At 57.5% G+C, this 21,909-nt stretch carries 17 protein-coding genes and 3 tRNA genes; 5 read left to right on the forward strand and 15 right to left on the reverse strand.

The window, feature by feature from the left end; translation table 11 throughout:
- The first annotated feature begins 360 nt into the window (after positions 1-360).
- Positions 361-642 (forward strand): hypothetical protein, encoded by a 282-nt coding sequence (locus ACIQWS_RS08760; RefSeq protein ID WP_403174885.1) that lies wholly within the window; start codon positions 361-363, stop codon positions 640-642.
- 110 nt (positions 643-752) lie between these two features.
- On the opposite strand, the gene rpoC is transcribed toward ACIQWS_RS08760, so the two are convergent.
- The 11 genes from rpoC to ACIQWS_RS08815 form a co-directional block, all read right to left on the reverse strand.
- On the reverse strand, positions 753-4,961 hold the full coding sequence (gene rpoC, locus ACIQWS_RS08765; protein WP_346306319.1) for a DNA-directed RNA polymerase subunit beta': 4,209 nt from the start codon (positions 4,959-4,961) through the stop codon (positions 753-755).
- A 143-nt stretch (positions 4,962-5,104) separates the two neighbouring features.
- On the reverse strand, positions 5,105-9,256 hold the full coding sequence (gene rpoB / locus ACIQWS_RS08770; RefSeq protein ID WP_223613255.1) for a DNA-directed RNA polymerase subunit beta: 4,152 nt from the start codon (positions 9,254-9,256) through the stop codon (positions 5,105-5,107).
- Between the two features lie 194 nt (positions 9,257-9,450).
- Positions 9,451-9,828: a 50S ribosomal protein L7/L12 gene (gene rplL, locus ACIQWS_RS08775; protein ID WP_105732676.1), complete on the reverse strand. Its 378-nt coding sequence runs from the start codon at positions 9,826-9,828 to the stop codon at positions 9,451-9,453.
- A 47-nt stretch (positions 9,829-9,875) separates the two neighbouring features.
- The gene (gene rplJ / locus ACIQWS_RS08780) at positions 9,876-10,394 is read right to left on the reverse strand and encodes a 50S ribosomal protein L10 (protein WP_105732675.1); all 519 of its coding nucleotides are present in this window, start codon (positions 10,392-10,394) and stop codon (positions 9,876-9,878) included.
- Between the two features lie 348 nt (positions 10,395-10,742).
- Complete coding sequence (rplA, locus tag ACIQWS_RS08785; protein ID WP_182552812.1) at positions 10,743-11,441, reverse strand: 50S ribosomal protein L1; 699 nt, start codon at positions 11,439-11,441, stop codon at positions 10,743-10,745.
- A 4-nt stretch (positions 11,442-11,445) separates the two neighbouring features.
- Positions 11,446-11,874 (reverse strand): 50S ribosomal protein L11, encoded by a 429-nt coding sequence (rplK, locus tag ACIQWS_RS08790; protein WP_105732673.1) that lies wholly within the window; start codon positions 11,872-11,874, stop codon positions 11,446-11,448.
- A gap of 138 nt (positions 11,875-12,012) precedes the next feature.
- Positions 12,013-12,543: a transcription termination/antitermination protein NusG gene (gene nusG / locus ACIQWS_RS08795; RefSeq protein WP_223613252.1), complete on the reverse strand. Its 531-nt coding sequence runs from the start codon at positions 12,541-12,543 to the stop codon at positions 12,013-12,015.
- Between the two features lie 23 nt (positions 12,544-12,566).
- Positions 12,567-12,767, reverse strand: coding sequence for a preprotein translocase subunit SecE (gene secE / locus ACIQWS_RS08800; RefSeq protein WP_091886799.1), 201 nt, complete (start codon positions 12,765-12,767; stop codon positions 12,567-12,569).
- 225 nt (positions 12,768-12,992) lie between these two features.
- Positions 12,993-13,068 (reverse strand) — tRNA-Trp (locus ACIQWS_RS08805).
- 144 nt (positions 13,069-13,212) lie between these two features.
- A complete protein-coding gene (locus ACIQWS_RS08810; protein ID WP_403174918.1) occupies positions 13,213-14,499 on the reverse strand; it encodes a hypothetical protein in 1,287 nt (428 codons plus the stop codon).
- 74 nt (positions 14,500-14,573) lie between these two features.
- Entirely contained in the window at positions 14,574-15,521 is a 948-nt protein-coding gene (locus ACIQWS_RS08815; protein ID WP_403174926.1) for a hypothetical protein, read from the reverse strand.
- 340 nt (positions 15,522-15,861) lie between these two features.
- On the opposite strand from ACIQWS_RS08815, the gene ACIQWS_RS08820 reads away from it, so the two are divergent.
- The gene (locus ACIQWS_RS08820) at positions 15,862-16,389 is read left to right on the forward strand and encodes an STM3941 family protein (RefSeq protein ID WP_403174930.1); all 528 of its coding nucleotides are present in this window, start codon (positions 15,862-15,864) and stop codon (positions 16,387-16,389) included.
- Between the two features lie 81 nt (positions 16,390-16,470).
- Here ACIQWS_RS08820 and tuf read toward each other — a convergent pair whose 3' ends face one another.
- The 3 genes from tuf to ACIQWS_RS08835 all read right to left on the reverse strand — a co-directional run bounded on the left by tuf (position 16,471) and on the right by ACIQWS_RS08835 (position 18,166).
- Positions 16,471-17,646: an elongation factor Tu gene (gene tuf, locus ACIQWS_RS08825; protein ID WP_105732669.1), complete on the reverse strand. Its 1,176-nt coding sequence runs from the start codon at positions 17,644-17,646 to the stop codon at positions 16,471-16,473.
- 239 nt (positions 17,647-17,885) lie between these two features.
- Positions 17,886-17,959, reverse strand: a tRNA-Gly gene (locus tag ACIQWS_RS08830).
- Positions 17,960-18,081: 122 nt separating this feature from the next.
- A tRNA-Tyr gene (locus tag ACIQWS_RS08835) sits at positions 18,082-18,166 on the reverse strand.
- Positions 18,167-18,426: 260 nt separating this feature from the next.
- Between ACIQWS_RS08835 and rlmB the strand changes: the two genes are divergently transcribed.
- The 3 genes from rlmB (at position 18,427) to ACIQWS_RS08850 (ending at position 20,608) form a co-directional block, all read left to right on the forward strand.
- Complete coding sequence (gene rlmB, locus ACIQWS_RS08840; RefSeq protein ID WP_223613247.1) at positions 18,427-19,290, forward strand: 23S rRNA (guanosine(2251)-2'-O)-methyltransferase RlmB; 864 nt, start codon at positions 18,427-18,429, stop codon at positions 19,288-19,290.
- A 113-nt stretch (positions 19,291-19,403) separates the two neighbouring features.
- Entirely contained in the window at positions 19,404-20,012 is a 609-nt protein-coding gene (locus ACIQWS_RS08845) for a cytochrome b (protein ID WP_403174939.1), read from the forward strand.
- Positions 20,013-20,014: 2 nt separating this feature from the next.
- Positions 20,015-20,608 (forward strand): YceI family protein, encoded by a 594-nt coding sequence (locus ACIQWS_RS08850; RefSeq protein WP_403174949.1) that lies wholly within the window; start codon positions 20,015-20,017, stop codon positions 20,606-20,608.
- A 16-nt stretch (positions 20,609-20,624) separates the two neighbouring features.
- On the opposite strand, the gene ACIQWS_RS08855 is transcribed toward ACIQWS_RS08850, so the two are convergent.
- Positions 20,625-21,611, reverse strand: a complete 987-nt coding sequence (locus ACIQWS_RS08855) for a sterol desaturase family protein (protein ID WP_403174955.1) — start codon at positions 21,609-21,611, stop codon at positions 20,625-20,627.
- Positions 21,612-21,909 lie beyond the last annotated feature (298 nt).

Here is a 21,909-nt window from a genome sequence, read left to right on the forward strand (position 1 = left end):
AAAGCAGAGGAAGCCTTAAGAGCTTCATGCGAGCGGCAAATTGCATTTCGATCGTAAAACGAACCCTGTTTGAGATGAACTCCAGAGCGTGTCGCTCCGAAACAGCCAATCTCACATCGGCTCAGATGTGCTGCTGATACTTTGTCCCCTGCTCCACGTCAAGCCTGAACACCAAATTTTATTAAGGTTTGGAGCGTTTTGGGGCGCTTTGCGGCCTGATGGTAAGATTGTTTCGCCTAAAGAGCACGAATTCAAGCAATCTTTCGCATCGTGCACAGAGATTTATGGCATTGGCGAGACGCCTGCGGCCATTTTGGCTAGTCTTATGGCTTGTAACACACAGATTCGGGAATCATTAACATGTCCACTGCCCCTGTCGACTCAAAGCCGGTCCATCTCATCGTTGCCGACGTCTGGAAGAAAGGCGAGGAAGAGCCGCTGCAGGTGCATGTTCTCCTGATGAACGACGATGCCGACGGGCTGGTTGAAACCGCCCTGCAGATTCTGGCCAATGAAGGCTATGAAGAGGCTGAACTGTTGGAGATCGGCACGCTGACAAGCGAACCGGAGGAAGAACCGCACCTCTCCGCCTGGAAGACCGCCCTCACCGGCCAGGCCGCGCTGATCGAGTTTGACCAATGAACTAGAGGGGCTGGCATTACGCTCACCTGCCCATCAGCATTCACGTCATAGCCCAAACAAAAAGGCCGCCCCGAAAGGCGGCCTTTTCAATGTCGTCGTGTGCAATCGGCTTATTCGGCCGGGGTGCCTGTCATGTCGGTCAGCATGGCGTCGACCTTGGCAGCACCGGCTCCACTTTCCTTGCGGCGCTCGTCGATGATCAGCTCGTCGCGGGCACCGGCAATGCGGCGGATCTGCTTGACCGTTCCACCCGTACCAGCCGGGATCAGACGGCCAACGATGACGTTTTCCTTCAGGCCCTGCAGCGCATCCATCTTGCCGGCAACGGCAGCTTCCGTGAGGACGCGTGTCGTTTCCTGGAAGGACGCAGCCGAGATGAAGGACGGCGTCTGCAGCGAAGCCTTGGTGATACCCAGGAGAACCGGAGTACCGTAGCCTGGCTTCTTGCCATCTTCCTCGAGACGTTCGTTGATCTCATCCAGCTCGATCCGGTCGACATGGTCACCGGCGATGAAGCCAGTGTCGCCGGATTCGGTGATTTCGACCTTCTGCAGCATCTGGCGGACAATCACTTCGATGTGCTTGTCGTTGATCAGAACGCCCTGCAGACGATAGACTTCCTGGATTTCATTGACGAGATACGAAGCGAGTGCTTCCACGCCCTTGATGGCCAGAATGTCATGCGGTGCCGGGTTGCCGTCGAGGATGTAATCGCCCTTTTCGATCGCATCGCCATCCTGAAGATGGAAAGGCTTGCCCTTGGGGATCAGATACTCAACAGGCTCGAGCGTCTCGTCGTTCGGTTCGATGACGATGCGGCGCTTGTTCTTGTAGTCGCGGCCAAAACGAACCGTACCATCGATTTCGGCGATGATCGCATGGTCCTTCGGACGGCGTGCTTCGAACAGTTCCGCAACGCGCGGCAGACCACCGGTGATGTCCTTGGTCTTGGCGCTTTCCATCGGGATACGGGCAAGAACGTCACCCGCCTTCACGTGCGAGCCGGGCTCAACCGACAGGATCGATTCAACCGACAGCTGGAAGCGTGCATCGCCGCCCTTTGCCAGTTTCAGAACCTTGCCGGCCTTGTCCTTGACAACGATGCAAGGCTTCAGGTCCGAACCGCGCGGTGTCGAACGCCAGTCGATGACCACGCGCTTGGTGATACCGGTGGACTCGTCCGTCGTTTCCGAAACGGAGAGACCGTCGACCATGTCTTCGAATTCGACATGACCTTCGACTTCCGTCATGACCGGGCGGGTATAAGGATCCCACTCGGCAACACGCTGGCCGCGCTTAACCGTATCGCCATCATCGACATAGATGCGCGAACCGTAGGTGACGCGGTGTGTCGCCCGTTCCTTGCCTGTCGCATCAAGAATGACAACAGCCATGTTACGGCCCATGACAACCAGATGGCCATCGGAGTTGCGCACCACATTGCGGTTACGGATCTGCACCGTGCCTTCATAGCTGGCTTCGAGGAACGACTGATCCACAACCTGCGCCGTACCACCAAGGTGGAACGTACGCATCGTCAGCTGCGTGCCAGGCTCACCGATCGACTGAGCGGCGATAACGCCGACAGCTTCACCCTGATTGACCGGCGTACCACGGGCCAGATCGCGGCCGTAGCACTTGGCGCAGATGCCGCCACGGGTCTCACAGGTGAGCGCCGAACGGATGCGGATGGACTGGACGCCCGCCTTTTCGATGGCATCGATATCGAACTCGTCGATGATGTTGCCGCCGGTAACCAGAACGTCACCCGTCAGCGGATGCAGGATGTCTTCAAGCGCCGTACGGCCGAGAACACGCTGGCCAATGGTCGCAACGACCTGACCGGCATCAACGATCGGCTGCATGGTGAGGCCCGTTGTCGTGCCGCAATCCACCGAGATGACGATGCAATCCTGCGCGACGTCGACGAGACGGCGTGTCAGGTAACCGGAGTTGGCCGTCTTCAAGGCGGTATCGGCAAGACCCTTACGGGCACCGTGGGTCGAGTTGAAGTACTCGTTCACGGTCAGGCCTTCCTTGAAGTTCGAAATGATCGGCGTTTCGATGATTTCGCCCGAAGGCTTGGCCATCAGTCCGCGCATGCCGCCCAGCTGGCGCATCTGGTTCGGCGAACCACGGGCACCCGAGTGCGACATCATGTAGATCGAGTTCATCTGTTTCTGGCGGCCAGTGACAGGATCGAACTCGACAGCCTTAATGCGGGCCATCATTTCGTCGGCGACCTTCTCGGTGCACTTGCCCCAGGCGTCGACGACCTTGTTGTACTTCTCGCCCTGAGTGATCAGGCCGTCATTGTACTGCTGTTCGTATTCGGTCGCCAAAGCTTCGGTCTCGGCAACGAGCTTCGCCTTGGTTTCCGGAATGACCATGTCGTCCTTGCCGAAGGAAATGCCGGCACGGCAGGCATGGGAGAAGCCGAGCTGCATGATACGATCGCAGAAAATGACCGTCTCTTTCTGTCCGCAATGGCGATAGACCGTGTCGATCATCTTGGAGATGTTCTTCTTGGTCATTTCCTGGTTGCAGATGTCGAAAGGCACGTTGTGGTGCTTCGGCAGCAGCTCACCGATGATCATGCGACCAGGCGTGGTCTCATAGATCTTCGATGTCGGCTTGCCGTCCGCATCAATGCTCTTGAAGCGGCCCTTGATCTTGGTGTGCAGGGTGACAGCACCGCTGCCGATGGCATGGTGAAGCTCGCCCATATCGGCAAAAGCCATGCCTTCGCCCGGCTCTTTGGCCGCCACGATCGACAGATAGTACAGGCCCAGAACCATGTCCTGCGACGGAACGATAACCGGCAGACCGTTGGCGGGGTGCAGGATGTTGTTCGTCGACATCATCAGAACGCGGGCTTCAAGCTGCGCTTCCAGGGAAAGCGGAACGTGAACAGCCATCTGGTCACCGTCGAAGTCCGCGTTGAAAGCGGTACAGACGAGCGGATGCAGCTGGATTGCCTTGCCTTCGATCAGGGTGGGTTCGAATGCCTGGATGCCAAGACGGTGCAGCGTCGGCGCACGGTTCAGGAGAACCGGATGCTCGCGGATGACTTCGTCAAGGATGTCCCAGACTTCCGGCTTTTCCTTTTCAACCAGCTTCTTCGCCTGCTTGACGGTCGAGGAGTAACCCTTGGCGTCGAGACGGGCATAGATGAAGGGCTTGAACAATTCGAGCGCCATCTTCTTCGGCAGACCGCACTGGTGCAGCTTCAGTTCCGGACCGGTCACGATGACCGAACGGCCGGAATAGTCGACGCGCTTGCCGAGCAGGTTCTGGCGGAAGCGGCCCTGCTTGCCCTTGAGCATGTCGGACAGCGACTTCAGCGGACGCTTGTTGGCACCGGTGATGACGCGGCCGCGACGGCCGTTGTCGAACAGTGCATCAACCGATTCCTGAAGCATGCGCTTCTCGTTGCGGATGATGATGCCAGGTGCGCGCAGTTCAATCAGGCGCTTCAGACGGTTGTTGCGGTTGATCACACGACGATAGAGGTCGTTGAGATCGGACGTCGCAAAGCGACCGCCATCCAGCGGAACAAGCGGGCGCAGGTCCGGCGGAATGACCGGAACGATCTTCATGATCATCCATTCCGGACGGTTACCCGATTCCAGGAAGTTTTCGACGATCTTCAGACGCTTCATCAGCTTCTTCTGCTTCAGATCCGAAGTCGTTGTCGCCAGCTCTTCACGCAGATCGCCGGCAATCTTCTCCAGATCCATGGAAGCCAGAAGCTCATGGATAGCTTCCGCGCCGATCAGTGCCGTGAAGGAATCTTCACCGAACTCATCGACAGCGATCATGTATTCTTCCTCTGAAAGCAGCTGATGCTCTTTCAGGGATGTCAGGCCGGGTTCGGTCACGATGTAGTTCTCGAAATAGAGAACGCGCTCGATGCCCTTGAGGGTCATGTCGAGCAAAGTGCCGATACGGCTTGGCAGAGACTTCAGGAACCAGATGTGCGCAACCGGGGCTGCGAGTTCGATATGGCCCATGCGCTCACGGCGAACGCGCGACAGCGTTACTTCCACGCCGCACTTTTCGCAGATGATGCCCTTGTATTTCATGCGCTTGTACTTGCCGCACAAGCATTCATAGTCCTTGATCGGCCCGAAGATCCGAGCACAGAAGAGACCATCCCGCTCAGGCTTGAATGTGCGGTAGTTGATCGTCTCCGGCTTCTTGATCTCACCGTATGACCAGGACAGAATCTTCTCAGGGCTGGCAATCGAAATCCGGATGGAATCGAATGCCTGTACAGGCACCTGAGGATTGAAAAGATTCATGACCTCTTGGTTCATGCCGTTTCTCCATGGGGCAAAAATTGCCCTCTGCTTGCGATGGAATGATCCGCCGTCGCGGGTCCATCTAGATCAAATGCCGCTTCTGCAGCGGCTCGAAACAAAATGGTCGGGTGCGCGGCAAACCGCGCACCCCAACTTTTTTACTCTGCCGCGTCAGGCAAAGCCTGCTGCTCTTGCTGGCGTGTATCGTCCAGCTCGACATTGAGACCGAGCGAACGCATTTCCTTGACGAGAACGTTGAAGCTCTCCGGAATACCGGCCTCGAACGTATCGTCACCACGGACGATCGCTTCATAGACCTTGGTACGACCGGCGACGTCATCGGACTTGACCGTGAGCATTTCCTGCAGCGTGTAGGCCGCACCGTATGCTTCCAGGGCCCAGACCTCCATTTCACCGAAACGCTGACCGCCGAACTGGGCCTTGCCGCCCAGGGGCTGCTGCGTGACGAGCGAGTATGGTCCGATCGAACGGGCGTGGATCTTGTCGTCGACCAGGTGGTGCAGCTTCAGCATGTAGATGTAGCCGACAGTCACCTGACGATCGAAAGTTTCACCCGTACGTCCGTCATAGAGCGTCGACTGACCGGAAGCCTTCAGACCCGCCTGCTCCAGCATCACGTTGATGTCTGGCTCATGCGCACCGTCAAACACCGGCGTTGCAATCGACACGCCGCGCTTCATCTGCTCACCAAGACGCACGATGCTCTCGTCGTCATAGTTGCGGACTGGCTCGTTCCGGTCGTTGTCGGGGATGATCGACTCGATCGTCGCCCGCAGCGGCTGGATATCGCCCTGTCCACTGGCTGCATACTGCGCCTTGTAGGCTTCGATCAGATCACCGATCTTCTTGCCCATTCCGGCGCAGGCCCAGCCCAGATGCGTTTCCAGAATCTGGCCAACGTTCATGCGGCTTGGCACGCCAAGCGGATTGAGCACGATGTCGACATGCGTTCCGTCTTCGAGGAACGGCATATCTTCAACGGCGGCAATGCGCGAGACAACACCCTTGTTGCCGTGACGGCCGGCCATCTTGTCGCCTGGCTGGATCTTGCGCTTCACAGCAACAAAGACCTTGACCATCTTCATGACGCCCGGAGGCATCTCGTCGCCGCGCTGTACCTTTTCGACCTTGTCCATGAAACGCTGTTCGAGCAGCTTCTTGGAGTCGTCGTACTGGTTGCGCAGAGCTTCGATTTCGCCTTGAAGCTTTTCGTCCTCGACAGCGAACTGCCACCACTGGGAACGCGGGTGTTCACCCATGACTTCCGTCGTGACAACAGTGCCCTTCTTGAACGACTTCGGTCCGGCAACGGCAGGCTTGCCATTGAGAACGTCAGCCAGACGGCCATAGACGTTGCGGTCAAGAATAGCCTGTTCGTCGTCGCGGTCCTTGGCCAAACGCTCGATTTCCTCGCGTTCGATCGCCATGGCACGTTCGTCCTTTTCAACGCCGTGGCGGTTGAAAACGCGAACTTCCACAACAGTACCGTAAGTCCCGGGCGGCATGCGCATCGAGGTGTCACGGACATCGGAAGCCTTTTCACCGAAGATGGCGCGCAGAAGCTTCTCTTCCGGCGTCATCGGGCTTTCGCCCTTCGGCGTGATCTTGCCGACGAGAATGTCGCCGGGCTGAACTTCCGCACCGATGTAAACGATACCGGCTTCGTCCAGGTTCTTCAGGGCTTCTTCCGAAACGTTCGGAATGTCGCGCGTGATTTCTTCCGGTCCAAGCTTCGTATCGCGGGCCATGACTTCGAACTCCTCGATATGGATCGAGGTGAAGACGTCATCCGAAACGATCTTCTCAGACAGAAGGATGGAATCTTCGTAGTTGTAGCCATTCCAGGGCATGAACGCGACGAGCACGTTGCGGCCGAGCGCCAGATCGCCCAGGTCCGTCGAAGGACCGTCGGCAATGATGTCGCCCTTTTCGATCCGGTCGCCAACACGAACCAGCGGACGCTGATTGATGCAGGTGTTCTGGTTCGAACGCTGGAACTTCATCAGGCGGTAGATATCGACGCCAGATTTGCCCGGTACGAGATCTTCCGTCGCACGGATAACGATACGCGTCGCATCGACCTGATCGACGATACCTGTGCGGCGTGCACCGATGGCGGCGCCGGAGTCACGGGCAACGATCGGCTCCATGCCGGTACCGACGAACGGTGCCTCGGCGCGAACCAGAGGTACGGCCTGACGCTGCATGTTCGAGCCCATCAGAGCGCGGTTGGCGTCGTCGTTTTCCAGGAACGGAATCAGCGCTGCGGCAACCGATACGAGCTGCTTCGGCGACACGTCCATCAGATCCACGTTTTCACGCGGAGCCATCAGAACTTCACCCGCATGACGGCAGACAACGAATTCGTCCGTGAAGGCGCCGGAAGCGTCGAGTTCCACATTGGCCTGCGCCACGTGATACTTGGCTTCTTCCATCGCCGAGAGATAGACGACGTCGTCCGTCACCTTGCCGTCAACGATCCGGCGGTACGGGCTTTCGATGAAGCCGTACTTGTTGACCCGGGCAAAGGTTGCGAGCGAGTTGATCAGACCGATGTTCGGGCCTTCCGGCGTTTCAATCGGGCAGATACGACCGTAATGCGTCGGATGCACGTCGCGGACTTCGAAGCCGGCACGCTCGCGGGTCAGACCACCAGGTCCAAGTGCCGAAAGACGGCGCTTGTGGGTGATTTCCGAAAGCGGGTTGGTCTGATCCATGAACTGCGACAGCTGCGAAGAACCGAAGAATTCGCGAACAGCAGCGGCTGCCGGCTTCGCATTGATCAGGTCCTGCGGCATCACGGTGTCGATTTCGATGGACGACATGCGTTCCTTGATGGCGCGCTCCATGCGGAGCAGGCCAACGCGGTACTGGTTTTCCATCAATTCGCCGACCGAACGCACGCGGCGGTTGCCGAGATTGTCGATGTCGTCGATTTCACCGCGACCGTCGCGCAGATCGACCAGCATCTTGACCACAGCAAGGATATCTTCCTTGCGCAGGATGCGGACAGTGTCTTCCGCATTCAGGTCGAGACGCATGTTCATCTTCACGCGGCCGACAGCCGAGAGATCATAGCGCTCGCTATCGAAGAACAGCGACTTGAACATGGCTTCAGCCGAGTCGATTGTCGGCGGCTCACCGGGACGCATGACGCGGTAGATATCGAACAGGGCGTCCTGACGGCTCTCGTTCTTGTCGACGGCCAGCGTGTTGCGGATATACGGTCCGATATTGACATGGTCGATATCGAGAACGTTGATCTCGGCTACACCCGTGTCGAGCAGAACCTTGAGGGTCTTCTCGTCCAGCTCATCACCGGCTTCGAGATAGACTTCACCGGTTTCCATGTTGACGATGTCTTCGGCAAGATACATGCCGAACAGGTCGTCTTCCGTTGCCTTGATGAACTTCAGGCCCTTCTCAGCAAGCTGCTTGGCAGCGCGGGCTGTCAGCTTCTTGCCGGACTCGAGAATGACTTCACCCGTATCGGCATCGATAACATCGGTTGTCGCCTTGAAACCGCGGAAACGATCGACGGAGAACGGAATGCGCCAGGTGTCGCCGTCACGGCTGAACATCAGCGAATTGTAGAACGTCGACAGGATTTCTTCGCTGTCCATGCCCAGCGCCATCAAAAGCGATGTCGCAGGAATCTTGCGGCGGCGGTCGATACGCGCATAGACCACGTCCTTGGCATCGAACTCGATGTCAAGCCAGGAACCGCGGTAAGGAATGACGCGCGCAGCAAACAGCAGCTTGCCCGACGAATGGGTCTTGCCCTTGTCGTGATCGAAGAAAACGCCCGGCGAACGGTGCATCTGCGAAACGATGACGCGCTCGGTACCGTTGACGATGAACGTGCCGTTATCGGTCATGAGCGGCATGTCGCCCATGTAAACGTCCTGTTCCTTGATGTCCTTGATCGACTTGGCGCCCGTATCCTCGTCAATATCGAACACGATCAGGCGCAGCGTGACTTTCAGCGGTGCAGCATAGGTCAGATCGCGCTGACGGCATTCGTCAACGTCGAATTTTGGAGCTTCAAATTCATACTTGACGAATTCAAGCATGGAAGCGCCGGAGAAATCCTGGATCGGGAACACAGACTTGAACACAGCCTGCAGACCTTCATCAAGACGCCCGCCTTTCGGCTCCTCAACCATGAGGAACTGATCGTAGGAAGCCTTCTGAACCTCGATGAGGTTCGGCATCTCTGCGACTTCAGGGATCTTACCGAAAAACTTGCGTACGCGCCTACGACCGTTAAAAGTATGGGTCTGAGCCATCGTCGCTCCTCGTCTTTGCGCCAGCGGAAACTGGCATGTTTCTTAAAACCGCTTTTGCGGCCCCGTGAACGGGACAAAACCCGTTTCCTGAAAGCATCGGAATTGCCGTCAGGAAAAGGGTTCAGTACCGGGTTGCCCAAAAAGGGCAGATCAGCGGACAGGGCTTGTCGCCCTGCCCGCCAAAAATGTTGGACTTACTTGAGTTCAACCTTGGCGCCAGCTGCTTCGAGCTGTGCCTTGATCTTGTCAGCTTCGTCCTTGGTAGCAGCTTCCTTGACTGGCTTGGGAGCAGCTTCAACGAGGTCCTTGGCTTCCTTGAGGCCGAGACCGGTGATTGCGCGGACTTCCTTGATCACGTTGATCTTGTTAGCGCCGGCATCGGTCAGAACGACGTCGAATTCAGTCTTTTCTTCAACGGCTGCAGCAGCTGCACCGCCGCCAGCGGCAGCAGCAACAGCAACAGGAGCAGCAGCAGAAACGCCCCACTTCTCTTCAAGAAGCTTGGAAAGTTCAGCAGCTTCCAGAACAGTCAGGTTGGACAGGTCGTCTACGATCTTTGCGAGATCAGTCATTTTGGTTTTCCTTTACAAGGTTCGATATATTGACAGCGAGAACGGCCTTATGCCGCTTCGTCCTTCCGGGCATAGGCGCCGAAAACGCGGGCAAGCTGGCCTGCCGGTGCGTTTACGATCTGAGCGATGCGCGTTGCTGGTGTCTGGATCATACCAACCAGCTTTGCACGCAACTCGTCGAGTGACGGCAGTGCGGCAAGAGCCTTCACGCCATCAGCGTCGAGAGTTGTTGCTCCCATCGAGCCACCGAGGATGACGAGCTTCTCGTTACCCTTGGCAAATTCGATGGCGATCTTTGGTGCCGTAATCGGATCATTCGAATAGGCAACAAGTGTCTGACCTGTGAACAGGTCAGAGATGCCTTCCGATTCCGTGCCCTGAAGAGCGATCTTGGCAAGGCGGTTCTTCGCGACTTTAACGGTGCCACCAGCATCACGCATCTTGGAGCGAAGATCGCTCAGCTGCGCAACGGTGAGACCGGTATAGTGGGCCACGACAACTGAACCGGAGTCCTTGAAGACGCCGTTCAGCCAAGTGACAAATTCGCGCTTTTCCGCTTTTTCCACTGTCTCTCTCCATTTGGCAGAAACGCACGGTGCGTCCCTGCCGGGTTGCCTTTTGTTGCAAGGCTTCAATCCGAAAACCGAAACCAAACAACACTTGAGGATCCTGTCCCCCCTGCTTCGCCGGAAATCCGGCTGCAAGCGAAAGGCAACTACGGTTCGAACCTTGTCTCGGTGGATTTTTCCACCCTAACAAAGCTGTTCCACGTCTCATGCAGGCTCATGACAATTAAGGCGAGCCACCTGCAATCTCGGACAGGATAACCGGACTTTCATCCGGTTATCCAGGCCCCGAAAGGCCTGGAATTCTTTAGAACTCAAGCCGTTAGGCCCGAGTTTTCACATCAGCTGTTACGCAGGGCGTACAGTCGACGGATCAACCTTGACGCCAACGCCCATCGTCGAAGAAATCGCGACGCGCTTGACATATTCACCCTTGGCGCCTGCCGGCTTTGCCTTGGTGACGGCATCGGTGAATGCCTTGATGTTTTCTTCCAGCGCCTTGACATCGAACGATGCCTTGCCGACGCCGGCGTGAACGATACCGGCCTTCTCGACGCGGAACTCGACAGCGCCGCCCTTGGAAGCCTTGACCGCCGCCGTAACATCCGTCGTTACGGTGCCGACCTTCGGGTTCGGCATCATGCCGCGCGGGCCGAGAACCTTACCGAGACGACCGACGAGCGGCATCATGTCCGGAGTGGCAATGCAGCGATCGAAATCGATCTTGCCGCCATTGACGATCTCGAACAGATCTTCCGCGCCAACAATGTCAGCACCGGCCTTCTTGGCTTCTTCAGCCTTGTCGCCACGAGCGAAAACGGCAACGCGAACCGTACGGCCTGTGCCGTTTGGCAGATTGACAACGCCGCGAACCATCTGGTCCGCATGGCGGGGATCAACGCCAAGGTTCATCGATACTTCGATCGTCTCGTCGAACTTGGCAATGGCACGTTCCTTGACCATGGCAACAGCCGAAGTCAGATCATAGAGCTTCTCGCGGTCGACGCCTTCACGAACCTTGGCTACACGCTTTGATACTTTTGCCATCGTCTCAGCCCACCACTTCCAGGCCCATCGAACGGGCAGAACCTTCGACCATGCGCATGGCGGATTCGACATCCGCTGCGTTCAGGTCTTTCATCTTCGCCTGCGCGATTTCACGGACCTTGTCGCGCGAGATCTTGCCAGCAACCACCTTGCCTGGCTCCTTGGAACCGGACTTCAGGTTTGCAGCCTTCTTGAGGAAGTAAGACACCGGCGGCGTCTTCATCACAAAAGTGAAGGACTTGTCCTGATAGTATGTGATCACGACCGGAATGGGCGAACCTTTTTCCAGTTCCTGCGTGGCCGCATTGAAGGCCTTGCAGAATTCCATGATGTTGATGCCACGCTGACCAAGTGCCGGTCCGATGGGAGGAGACGGTGTTGCCGATCCTGCCGAAACCTGCAGCTTGAGCTGGCCTGCAATTTTCTTAGCCATAACTTCTCTGCCTTATCATTATGCCGGAAAACCGGCGGTTGCAGTTTGGTGGTACGGATTGAAGACCCGGCTAAAGGTCACCTCACCTCCCACCATTCGCCACTGACGTGGCTGGCCGCCCGTCGGGCGGCCGATTGATCAGATCTTTTCGACCTGGCCAAATTCCAGATCGACCGGCGTAGCGCGGCCGAAAATGGAAACTTCCACCTTGAGGCGCGAACGCTCTTCGTCGACTTCCTGAACGACACCATTGAACGAAGCAAACGGACCGTCGGCAACACGAACGCTTTCGCCGATCTCGAACGAGATCGAAGCCTTCGGACGCTCGACACCTTCCTGAACCTGCATCAGGATCCGATCGGCTTCCTTGTCGGAAATCGCAACCGGCTTGTTGTCGGAACCGAGGAAACCCGTCACTTTCGGCGTATTCTTGATCAGATGATACGCGTCATCCGTCAGATCGGCACGAACAAGGACATAACCCGGGAAGAACTTGCGCTCAGCATCAACCTTGCGGCCGCGGCGCACTTCAACCACCTTTTCAGTCGGCACGAGGATCTTCTCGAAAAGATGCGACAGACCCTTCTGCCTCGCCTTTTCTTCGATCGACTCGGCGACCTTCTTTTCAAAGTTCGAATAGGCGTGAACGATATACCAGCGCGCGGTCATTCAAATTTCCTTGTCAGCCTGCGTTAACGACCAAGACCGAGAACGAGATCAATCCCGAAGGCCATCAACTGATCAGCTGCGAAGAAGAAAATCGCAGCAAAAAACGCCATCACCATCACCATAGCGGTGGAAATGAGCGTCTCACGGCGTGAAGGCCAGGTGACCTTTGCCGTTTCCGCGCGCACTTGCTGAAAAAAACTTATCGGGTTTGTCTTGGATGCCATTTACCGCTCGTGCGTGTCATGTTGTTGTAAACTCAATATGTTGTCATGGTAACAACACGCTTTGTTCACACCATTACGGCCCGTAAAGCTGATCGTTCAGCTCCACGCACCGCGTGTCTGTTGATGTTACATAGAACCGATTCCGGTAAAACACAAGTCCCCGGTTTCGTTTCTTTCCAAACATCTGTCAGCACACCATCCAATCGTGTGCGGGCAGACTATGAGTGGCAGGGGAGACAGGATTCGAACCTGCGACCTACGGTTTTGGAGACCGCCGCTCTACCAACTGAGCTACTCCCCTACAGTCCGGGGCGTACATTCCACAAAGCGCTGCGCTTTTCAAGCCCCTATTGCCGCCGCGCGCCGCTTTATGAGAAATTCGTCGCGTGACGCGCAGATTTGACGGTTTTCCCGCGCCGGCAGAGATGAAAGCCGCTGCCTTTTCTCAGGCTTTCGGTGGAACAGGCTTCAGTTCCACACAGTTGCCGGGCTTTGGATCGCGGTTGCAAATCCTGCCGGCAGTGAATGCACGAGAATCACCCTCGTCCGTCGCAAACTTGAAATCCGACAACTCGTTATACTGCAATATGTAGATATCGCTGGCGGAAACGGCAAGCATCCGGTCGACGAGGCTGGGTTTGACACCCATTTCCACGAAATAGGCAACGAGTTGCTTGCGATAGCCTTTACGCACCTCCGTGGTTTCATACGTCCCGGTTGGTTTCCGGCTGACAACTTTTCGATCAATGATTTTCTTCTTGCCGTTCACGATCCTGTAGCGTGTCTGATAGGTAATCATGAGATTTGTGACCGTGGTGGTGATCTGGTGAATCCCGACCCGCGCCTCATATCCGGCCAATCGCTTTAAGCCGCCCGCGGCAAAAAACGGACAGGCGGACAGACAAATCCCACCGCCCGGAAAAGCATAACCGGCATAAGCCCCATCGGCAAAATCGGGTTTGCAGCTCTTCGGGCCTGGCGTGCATCCCAAATACATCGTCTTGCCGATGGCAACGTCCAGGCCGCGCTTGCGGATGATCCGCCCCATCTCGATGGCTGCATTCACGGCACCTCCCCTCGAGTCGATCACAAGCGGCAGCCGCCGCTTGCCGGCCTGGTTCAGGATTTTCCGCAGCTTTGCCGGCGTATCCGGCTTGATCGTCCCCGTAGCCGCGATCCATTCCGGGCAATTCGGTTTGCAAACCTCGACGTCGGCGCGCACAATCGCAAACGCCATGGGACTATCAGCCACGAGAAGATTCGACTGATACGTGTCTGGTCGTGGTTGGATCGGTTCTGGTCTCGGGATATTTCCCGCTTGCGGCGAAAAAAGCGGAGCATAGGCGGGCACGCCCGCCACACAATTCTTCGTCGGATTGCAAATGGATGCGCGATCCGGCGTCCAGGCCGGGCATGACATATCGCAGAAGGGGCCGGTGCTGGGCGCGGACTGCCCCGGAGAGCTGTAGGACGGGCCGGTTAGGTCACCATCGCGCAGGATCGGTTGCACTGTTGTTGCCGGTCCCGAGGCAAGGCCGAGCGGTGGTGGAACATATGGCTGGCTGGTCGGGCCCGGGCCGGGCAATCCGGGCCGTTCGGCATCCGCAGCAAGCAACGGCGTTGTCAAACCTGCAAACAGAGCAAAAGCAAGGCTAAGAACAATCAATAAGCGGGAAAAGCCATCGTGGCAGCGCAACCGGCAATCATCGAACGCAACTTTCGTCAACGCCATGCTCTTCCCCACAAGCCATTCCCCTGCCCATCTATAAGCGGAACGGCTTCGCTATCAATGGGGTGTCAGAAATATCAGTCCATTCTCGAAACAATCTTGGAACCGGCAGATTTGAGTTCAACACAGTTTACCGCCTTGGGCTCCTGCTCACAGATGCGCGTGGCCGCAAGGTCGCTGACATCCCCCGTTCCCGACACGAGCTTGAACGCATCCAGTTCATCCTGCGTCAGAACCGAGATATCCTTGGCCGGAATGGAGAGCATCCGGTCGACAATGGCCGGATTGATACCCATGCCGGTGAAATAGGCGAGCAGTTTCTGGCGATATCCCTTGCTCAGATCGGTGCGTTCATAGGAGCCGGCGGGCTTGCGCCCGACGATCTTGGTATCAAGAATCTTCTTCTTCCCGTTCACCATGCGGTAGCGCGTCTCATAGGTGATGCGTGTCTGCGTATAGACCTGCGTGATCTGGTGTACGCCGATCAGGGCCCAGGGACCGACGAGACGCCTTTCGCCCGCCGCGAAGATATAGGGACAGGCGGAGAGGCAATAGGCGCCCGCCGGATAGGGAAACCCGGCATAGGCCCCATCGGCATAACGGTCGGGCTTGCACTTCTGGTCGGGGCTGCATCCTTCAAAGCGGGTCCTGCCGATGGCAATGTCGAGGCCGCGTTTGCGGATCATGCGGCCGACCTGCATGGCCGCGTCGACGTTGCCGCCATTCGATTCCATGATGATCGGCAGGCGCCGTTTGCCCATGACCTTCAGAATTTTGCGCAGCTTGGCCGGCGTGTCGTCCAATATGGTGCCGGAGGCCCATATCCATTCCGGACAGGCGGGCTCGCAACTGGGCACGGCGCTGCGGACTATGGCAAAGCGCATGGACTGCAGGACGGGTGCGCCGGCCTGCTTCTTTCCCGCCAGAACGGGCGCGACAAGCGCCAGTTGGAGCAACAATGCCAGGAGAACACAGGCAGCCATGCCTGAAAGAACGCTGCATCCGGCCAAACGATAACCAAACATGTCAATCCCGATAACTACCAATTGCCCGCTGCCGGATCGCTGCGGTATCCTTGGAGCCGAATATGCTCTGTTGCCGCAAGGATAGCCGAAGGGTTCGGAAGGGTAAACAGAAAGCACCTGCCCTTTCGCCGCAGGGGCGCGTTGTCCTCGGCAGCAGCGTGTTGAAGCGCAAGCTCTCGATAAGTATACAATTGCAATAAAGTGTGAATTGACGCGTCATAGGATTGTCATGCTCACGTCATCCATTTACGTCATCACATTTTCGTGAATTTAACCTGTCCCTTCCCGCGACCGGGCCGGCATCGACCGGCGGTCACGGGGATTGGCGAAAGAGATCAAAATGGACGCGCGCCAAACGATCAAAATCAAATCCTCGTTCTCGAAACCATTGCAGCATATTGCCATGACGAGCATGCTGTCATTCTATTCAATCGGGGTCGTCATCTATGAATTGCTCGGCAGTGAGCCGGAAAACCTGATCGAATACATCGCCTGTGCCGGTTCCGTGGTTTTCCCGCTTCTGACGGGCCGCCTGGTCTGGCGGCTGCTCAAGACCCGCGATGCGATCACCATCTCGCCGGAAGGCCTGTGCGACAAACGCCTGGCCGACGAGACCATTCCCTGGAAGAACATCAACGACGTGGCGTCATGGAATGACAACCGCGAACAGACAATCGTGCTGGGTATCGATCCCCATCAGGTGGATCAGCTCGGCCGGGGCATCAAATCGAGGATCGTCCGGGCATCGCTGTTCCGCATGCCGAAGGGCATCTACATCGATGGCCGGGTCCTGTCGATCGACTTCGATCGCCTGTTCGAACTCGTTGCCGCTTACCATCGCACCTACGGCAAACCGAAATCCGTCTGATTTCATCAGGCAATAGCTGCAGGCAAACAAAAAAGGCGGCCACTGGCCGCCTTTTTCCGTATTCAACTTGTCTTGCGACAATTACTCGATGATTGAAGCAACAATCCCTGCGCCGACCGTGCGGCCACCTTCACGGATAGCGAAGCGCAGCTTCTCTTCCATTGCGATCGGCACGATCAGCGTCACATCAACCGAGATGTTGTCGCCGGGCATGACCATTTCCGTGCCTTCCGGCAGCGTCACCACGCCCGTCACGTCGGTCGTGCGGAAGTAGAACTGCGGACGGTAGTTGGAGAAGAATGGCGTATGACGGCCACCTTCGTCCTTCGTCAGGATGTAGGCTTCTGCCTTGAACTTCGTGTGCGGCTTGACCGAACCTGGCTTGGCAAGGATCTGGCCGCGCTCGACGTCTTCACGGCCAACGCCGCGGATCAGCGCGCCGATGTTGTCGCCGGCCTGGCCCTGGTCGAGCAGCTTGCGGAACATTTCAACGCCGGTCACCGTCGTCTTCGTCGTCGGCTTGATGCCGATGATTTCAACTTCTTCACCAACCTTGACGATCCCGCGTTCAACGCGGCCCGTCACAACCGTACCACGACCCGAGATCGAGAAAACGTCTTCGATCGGCATCAGGAACGGCTGGTCAACCGGACGCTCCGGCGTCGGGATGTACTTGTCGACTTCCGCCATCAGCGCGCGCACCGCGTCTTCGCCGATTTCCTTGTTGGAATCTTCCAGTGCGGCCAGCGCCGAACCCTTGACGATCGGCACATCGTCGCCCGGGAAGTCGTACTTCGACAGAAGCTCGCGCACTTCCAGTTCAACCAGTTCCAGAAGCTCGGCATCGTCAACCTGGTCGACCTTGTTCAGGAAAACCACGATTGCCGGAACGCCAACCTGACGGGCCAGCAGGATGTGCTCGCGCGTCTGCGGCATCGGGCCGTCGGCTGCCGATACAACCAGGATCGCGCCGTCCATCTGCGCCGCACCGGTGATCATGTTCTTCACATAGTCGGCGTGGCCGGGGCAATCGACGTGCGCGTAGTGGCGCGCTGCCGTCTCGTACTCGACGTGCGCCGTCGAAATGGTGATGCCGCGCGCCTTTTCTTCCGGTGCCGCGTCGATCTGGTCGTACGCCTTGAACTCTCCGAAATACTTCGTAATCGCTGCCGTCAACGATGTCTTGCCATGGTCAACGTGACCAATCGTGCCGATGTTGACGTGCGGCTTGTTACGTTCAAACTTGCTCTTAGCCATAGCTGTCGTTCTCTCGTCATCACAACCGGTCTAGGGCCGGTACCATGTTTGTAGCTCAGACGAGACAGCAAGCCGTCCGTCAGCTCAGTCGCCCGCCCGGTCTGATCAACCGGATCGGATTGGTTTCGTCTTGTTCATGCTCGTTCATATGGGGACACATGAGCGGCGTGCAATGCTCAAGACAAAAATCGAAGAGCACCTCTGCGCGCTCACGCGTGCACGCGGTGCTCTTGCAAATCTGGAGCGGGTAGCGGGAATCGAACCCGCATATTCAGCTTGGAAGGCTGCTGCTCTACCACTGAGCTATACCCGCACATATTACAGTGCCGTGCATGCAAAACGCACTGGAACCACCGTAACATTTTAAACGGCGCACAAGCCATACCAAAACCAGTTCCGGTTTTGGCTTGTGCATCAGGCGCTCGGTTCCGGCAGTGGTGGAGGAGGTTGGATTCGAACCAACGTAAGCCAAGCTAACGGATTTACAGTCCGTCCCCTTTAACCACTCGGGCACTCCTCCGGTCACTACCGATAGAACCGCGCCATCAGGCACTCTGCAAAACCAGCTGCCGGATTTGTTTTCCAGCGGCGGCTTGCGGGTGGCCTTATGCCGACTAGCTTTCGTGGTGTCAACAGTCTGCGGAAGAAAATGACGGGTCCTGTGAAAATCATTGTCCCGGGCCGTTCGCCGGTACGGCCAAAGCGATCAAAGCGGGAGCATCTGCATTTTCGCCAAGAAGCATATATCGCCGGGCGGCATGAAGGGTTATAGGTTGCGGCATGAGCGAAGAAAAACCATCCCGTACACCCAAAGATTCCCACTACGCCACGCTGCGCCGCCAGTTTCGCGACAAGAAGGCCGGAGGGCCGCCGCAGGCCCAGCGCCCCACGCGGCCCGCTGCGGAAGGCACACAGGCGCCTGAAGGGCTCGTGCGCCTGTATGGCCTGCATACGGTGCGCGCCGCGCTGGACAACCCCCAGCGCCAGATCAAGCGCATGCTGGTGACGAAGAATGCCCTCGACCGGCTGGAGATCGCTGATTCGTCCGCCCTGCCCTTCGATGTCGATATTGTCGATCCGCGTGCGATTGATCGGGAAACCGGCTCCGAAGCCGTGCATCAGGGCGTCATGATCGAAGTCAAGCCGCTGAAGACCCAGTCGCTGAAGGCTTTGAAAGACAGCCAGCTCCTGCTGATTCTCGACCAGGTCACCGATCCGCACAATGTCGGCGCGATCATGCGGTCCGCCGTTGCCTTCGGTGCCGGTGCCATCGTGACCACCGCCCGCCACAGCCCGCAGGAATCGGGCGTCCTGGCCAAGGCCGCATCGGGCGCGCTTGAACTCATTCCGCATATCGAGGTGCGCAACCTCGCCGACGCCATCCACGAACTGCACGAGCTCGGCTTTGCCACCATCGGTCTTGATTCGGAAGGCCCGCTTGAACTCGAAAAAACCATGGCGCATGACCGTATCGCGCTGGTTCTGGGCGCCGAAGGCAAGGGATTGCGGCAGAAGACCCGTGAGACGGTAACCCACCTCGCCCGTCTCGACATGCCCGGCGCGATCAAATCGCTCAATGTTTCGAATGCCGCAGCCATCTCGCTGTATGCGGCACAGCGGTTTCTGAGCACAAAAGCCGGATAATCCGCGCCGCCGAACAAAAGAAGCGGCGGGCCGAATAATTTTCACCGCTGCGGTGTTCATTCCACATCAGGGTAGCCCCTCCCCAGGGGCTGCTTGTGCGATGGAGTGTACCGATGCTGCGAAATGATGCGGAATCCTATGGCGTGGTGACGATCCTCTTCCATTGGATCATTGCCGCCATTTTCCTGGGACAGATTCTGCTGGGCTATCTGATGGTCCGCACCGGCAACTACGCCTTGCAGTTCAGCCTTTTCCAGTGGCACAAATCCCTGGGCTTTCTCATTCTGCTGCTCTCGGGCGTGCGGCTTCTCTGGCGGATGGCAAATCCGCGACCGCGTGCGCCCGACAGCATGAGCCGGATCGAGCGGGCCGCGGCGCATGTGGCGCACGGGTTCCTCTACATCGCCCTCTTTGTCATTCCGTTGACCGGATGGGCGCTCGCCTCCAGTTCGCCTTTGCAGATACCGACCTATGCCTTCAATCTGGTGGTGATACCGCCCTTGCCTCTGACGATCTCGGATCAGGCCGAAGCACTCTGGACAGCCAGTCACGCCTGGCTTGCCTATCTCTCCGCCATTGTTGCTGCCGCGCACATTCTGGCAGCCCTGCACCATCACTTCTGGAAAAAGGACATTGTCCTCCTGCGCATGCTCGGCGCGCGCCGCCCGGCCCCAGTTCGGCCGCGTGCCGATCCCCTGCGCATTGCAAACAAGGATACTTGATCATGAAAATCGCCCGGGCTTGCATCAGCGCCGTTCTCAAGGCCGTCATACCACTTCTGCTCGCCATAGCGCCTGCACTGGCAAACGCCGACACGCTGGCCGATGTGGCAGGCCGTTACAAGATCGATGCATCGTCCCGCATCGGCTTCGTCGTCGAGCAAATCGGCGGCGGGGGCATATCGGGCGACTTCAAGAAGTTCTCGGGCGTGTTTTCCCTGAACAATGGCGATATCAGCCGATCGAGCATCGAGTTCACGCTGTTTCCCGAAAGCGTCAACACCGGCCAGTCGCGGATCGAAAACTTCCTGCGTTCCGACGCGGTGTTCGACGCGCAGAACTTTCCAACCGTCACCTTCAAGTCAACGCATATCACCCAGACCAGCCCCAACACCGCGACAATCGACGGAATATTGACCGCCCGCGGCAAGAGCAGCCCGGCCAGTTTCCAGGCCAGTCTTGCCACCCATGACCGCAACGCCATCGTCTTTCATGTCGAAGGCAAGGTGATGCGCTCGAGATACGGCATGGATGTCGGCACGCCGATCTATTCGAATGTCGTGCAGTTCAACATGACCATCCACGGCCAGCGCGGATGAACCGGCGATAGCCGCCTCAATCCTTGTCGCCGGCCTTGTCGCCAGCGAGTACTTTCGCCGCGACCGATGAAGCTCCGGCCTCATCGCTTTTCTTCGGGGCATAACCGAGAATCTGCCGAACCCCCTTGGACGAAAAGGGTTGCGCCAGCTGGCCAAGAAAGCTCTTGGCCACCTTGCCGCTGATGCCGATATCGACAGGCGATGGCCGCGGTGGATTGAAATAGGTCCCCAGAATCTGATCCCACAGCACCAGATTCTCACCGTAATTGGTGTTGCCTTCCGACAATTCCTTGGAGTGGTGCCAGCGATGCAACCGTGGCGTGCTGAGAATCCAGTCAAGCGGTCCGGTGCGCACATCGACATTGCAATGGGTCAAAAGCCCGGTAAACGCGGTCACGGCGCTGATCCACAGGAACACCGGCAGCGGTGCGCCGAGCAGATAGAGCGGTATCTGGCTGAGCGCGATCTTGAACAGCGAATCGATCACATGGAAGCGGCCCGTATTGACCACCCACAAACGCTCGACACTGTGATGCAAGGCGTGAAACCGCCAGAGTGCCAGTTTTTCATGGGCCAGCCGGTGCGCGATATAGAGCCCGAATTCGGCGATGATCAGTCCGAGGACAACCTGGATCGCCAAGGGCCACGCGCTCGGCCAGATATGTGCCGACGTACTGAGCACCGGCTGGGCGACGATGGCCACAAGCATGGGAAACGATGCGCCAATGGCCGCGGCAATCTGCACAGCGCCCTTTGTCAGCAACGTATGGGCGATGTCATTGAAGGTTTCGCCGTCGCGTTTCAGCCAGGTTTCCTCATACGGCATGATCCGTTCGAAGACGGCAATGAGCGCCACCACCGAAAAATACACCACATTGAACCACAGAAGCGGCGCTTGCGTTTGAAACGCCGCATAGGTTCCAATGAGACCGACGCAATAGAACAAGGGCCACAATGAATAGGAGAGTGCTGCGTAGAGCCATGAATTCCTGGGGATCAGCATAGGATTATCCCCTTGCCATGAATCATTGCTATCAACCTGTATTCGATGTTTGTCGCAGTCATAATGGGTTCACGTCGTTTTTCATCGGCTCAATTTCTGGCGCCCGCAGGATGCGGCTTCATCTGAAAAGCAGGTTGCGAGGCATCGGTCAATTCTGATCAGCAGATCAAACCGGGTTGCTGCCGCAATCGGGTTGTCACCACATTAGATTGCAAGAACATTGCATAAAACCCCATTTGTCCGATTGCCAACCGGAACTTTCGTCCCGTGGCGGCGTTGCCTTGGCGCTGCCCTCCAG

The sequence above is a fragment of the Phyllobacterium sp. NPDC097923 genome (assembly GCF_044760925.1).
Lineage (GTDB): Bacteria > Pseudomonadota > Alphaproteobacteria > Rhizobiales > Rhizobiaceae > Phyllobacterium > Phyllobacterium calauticae.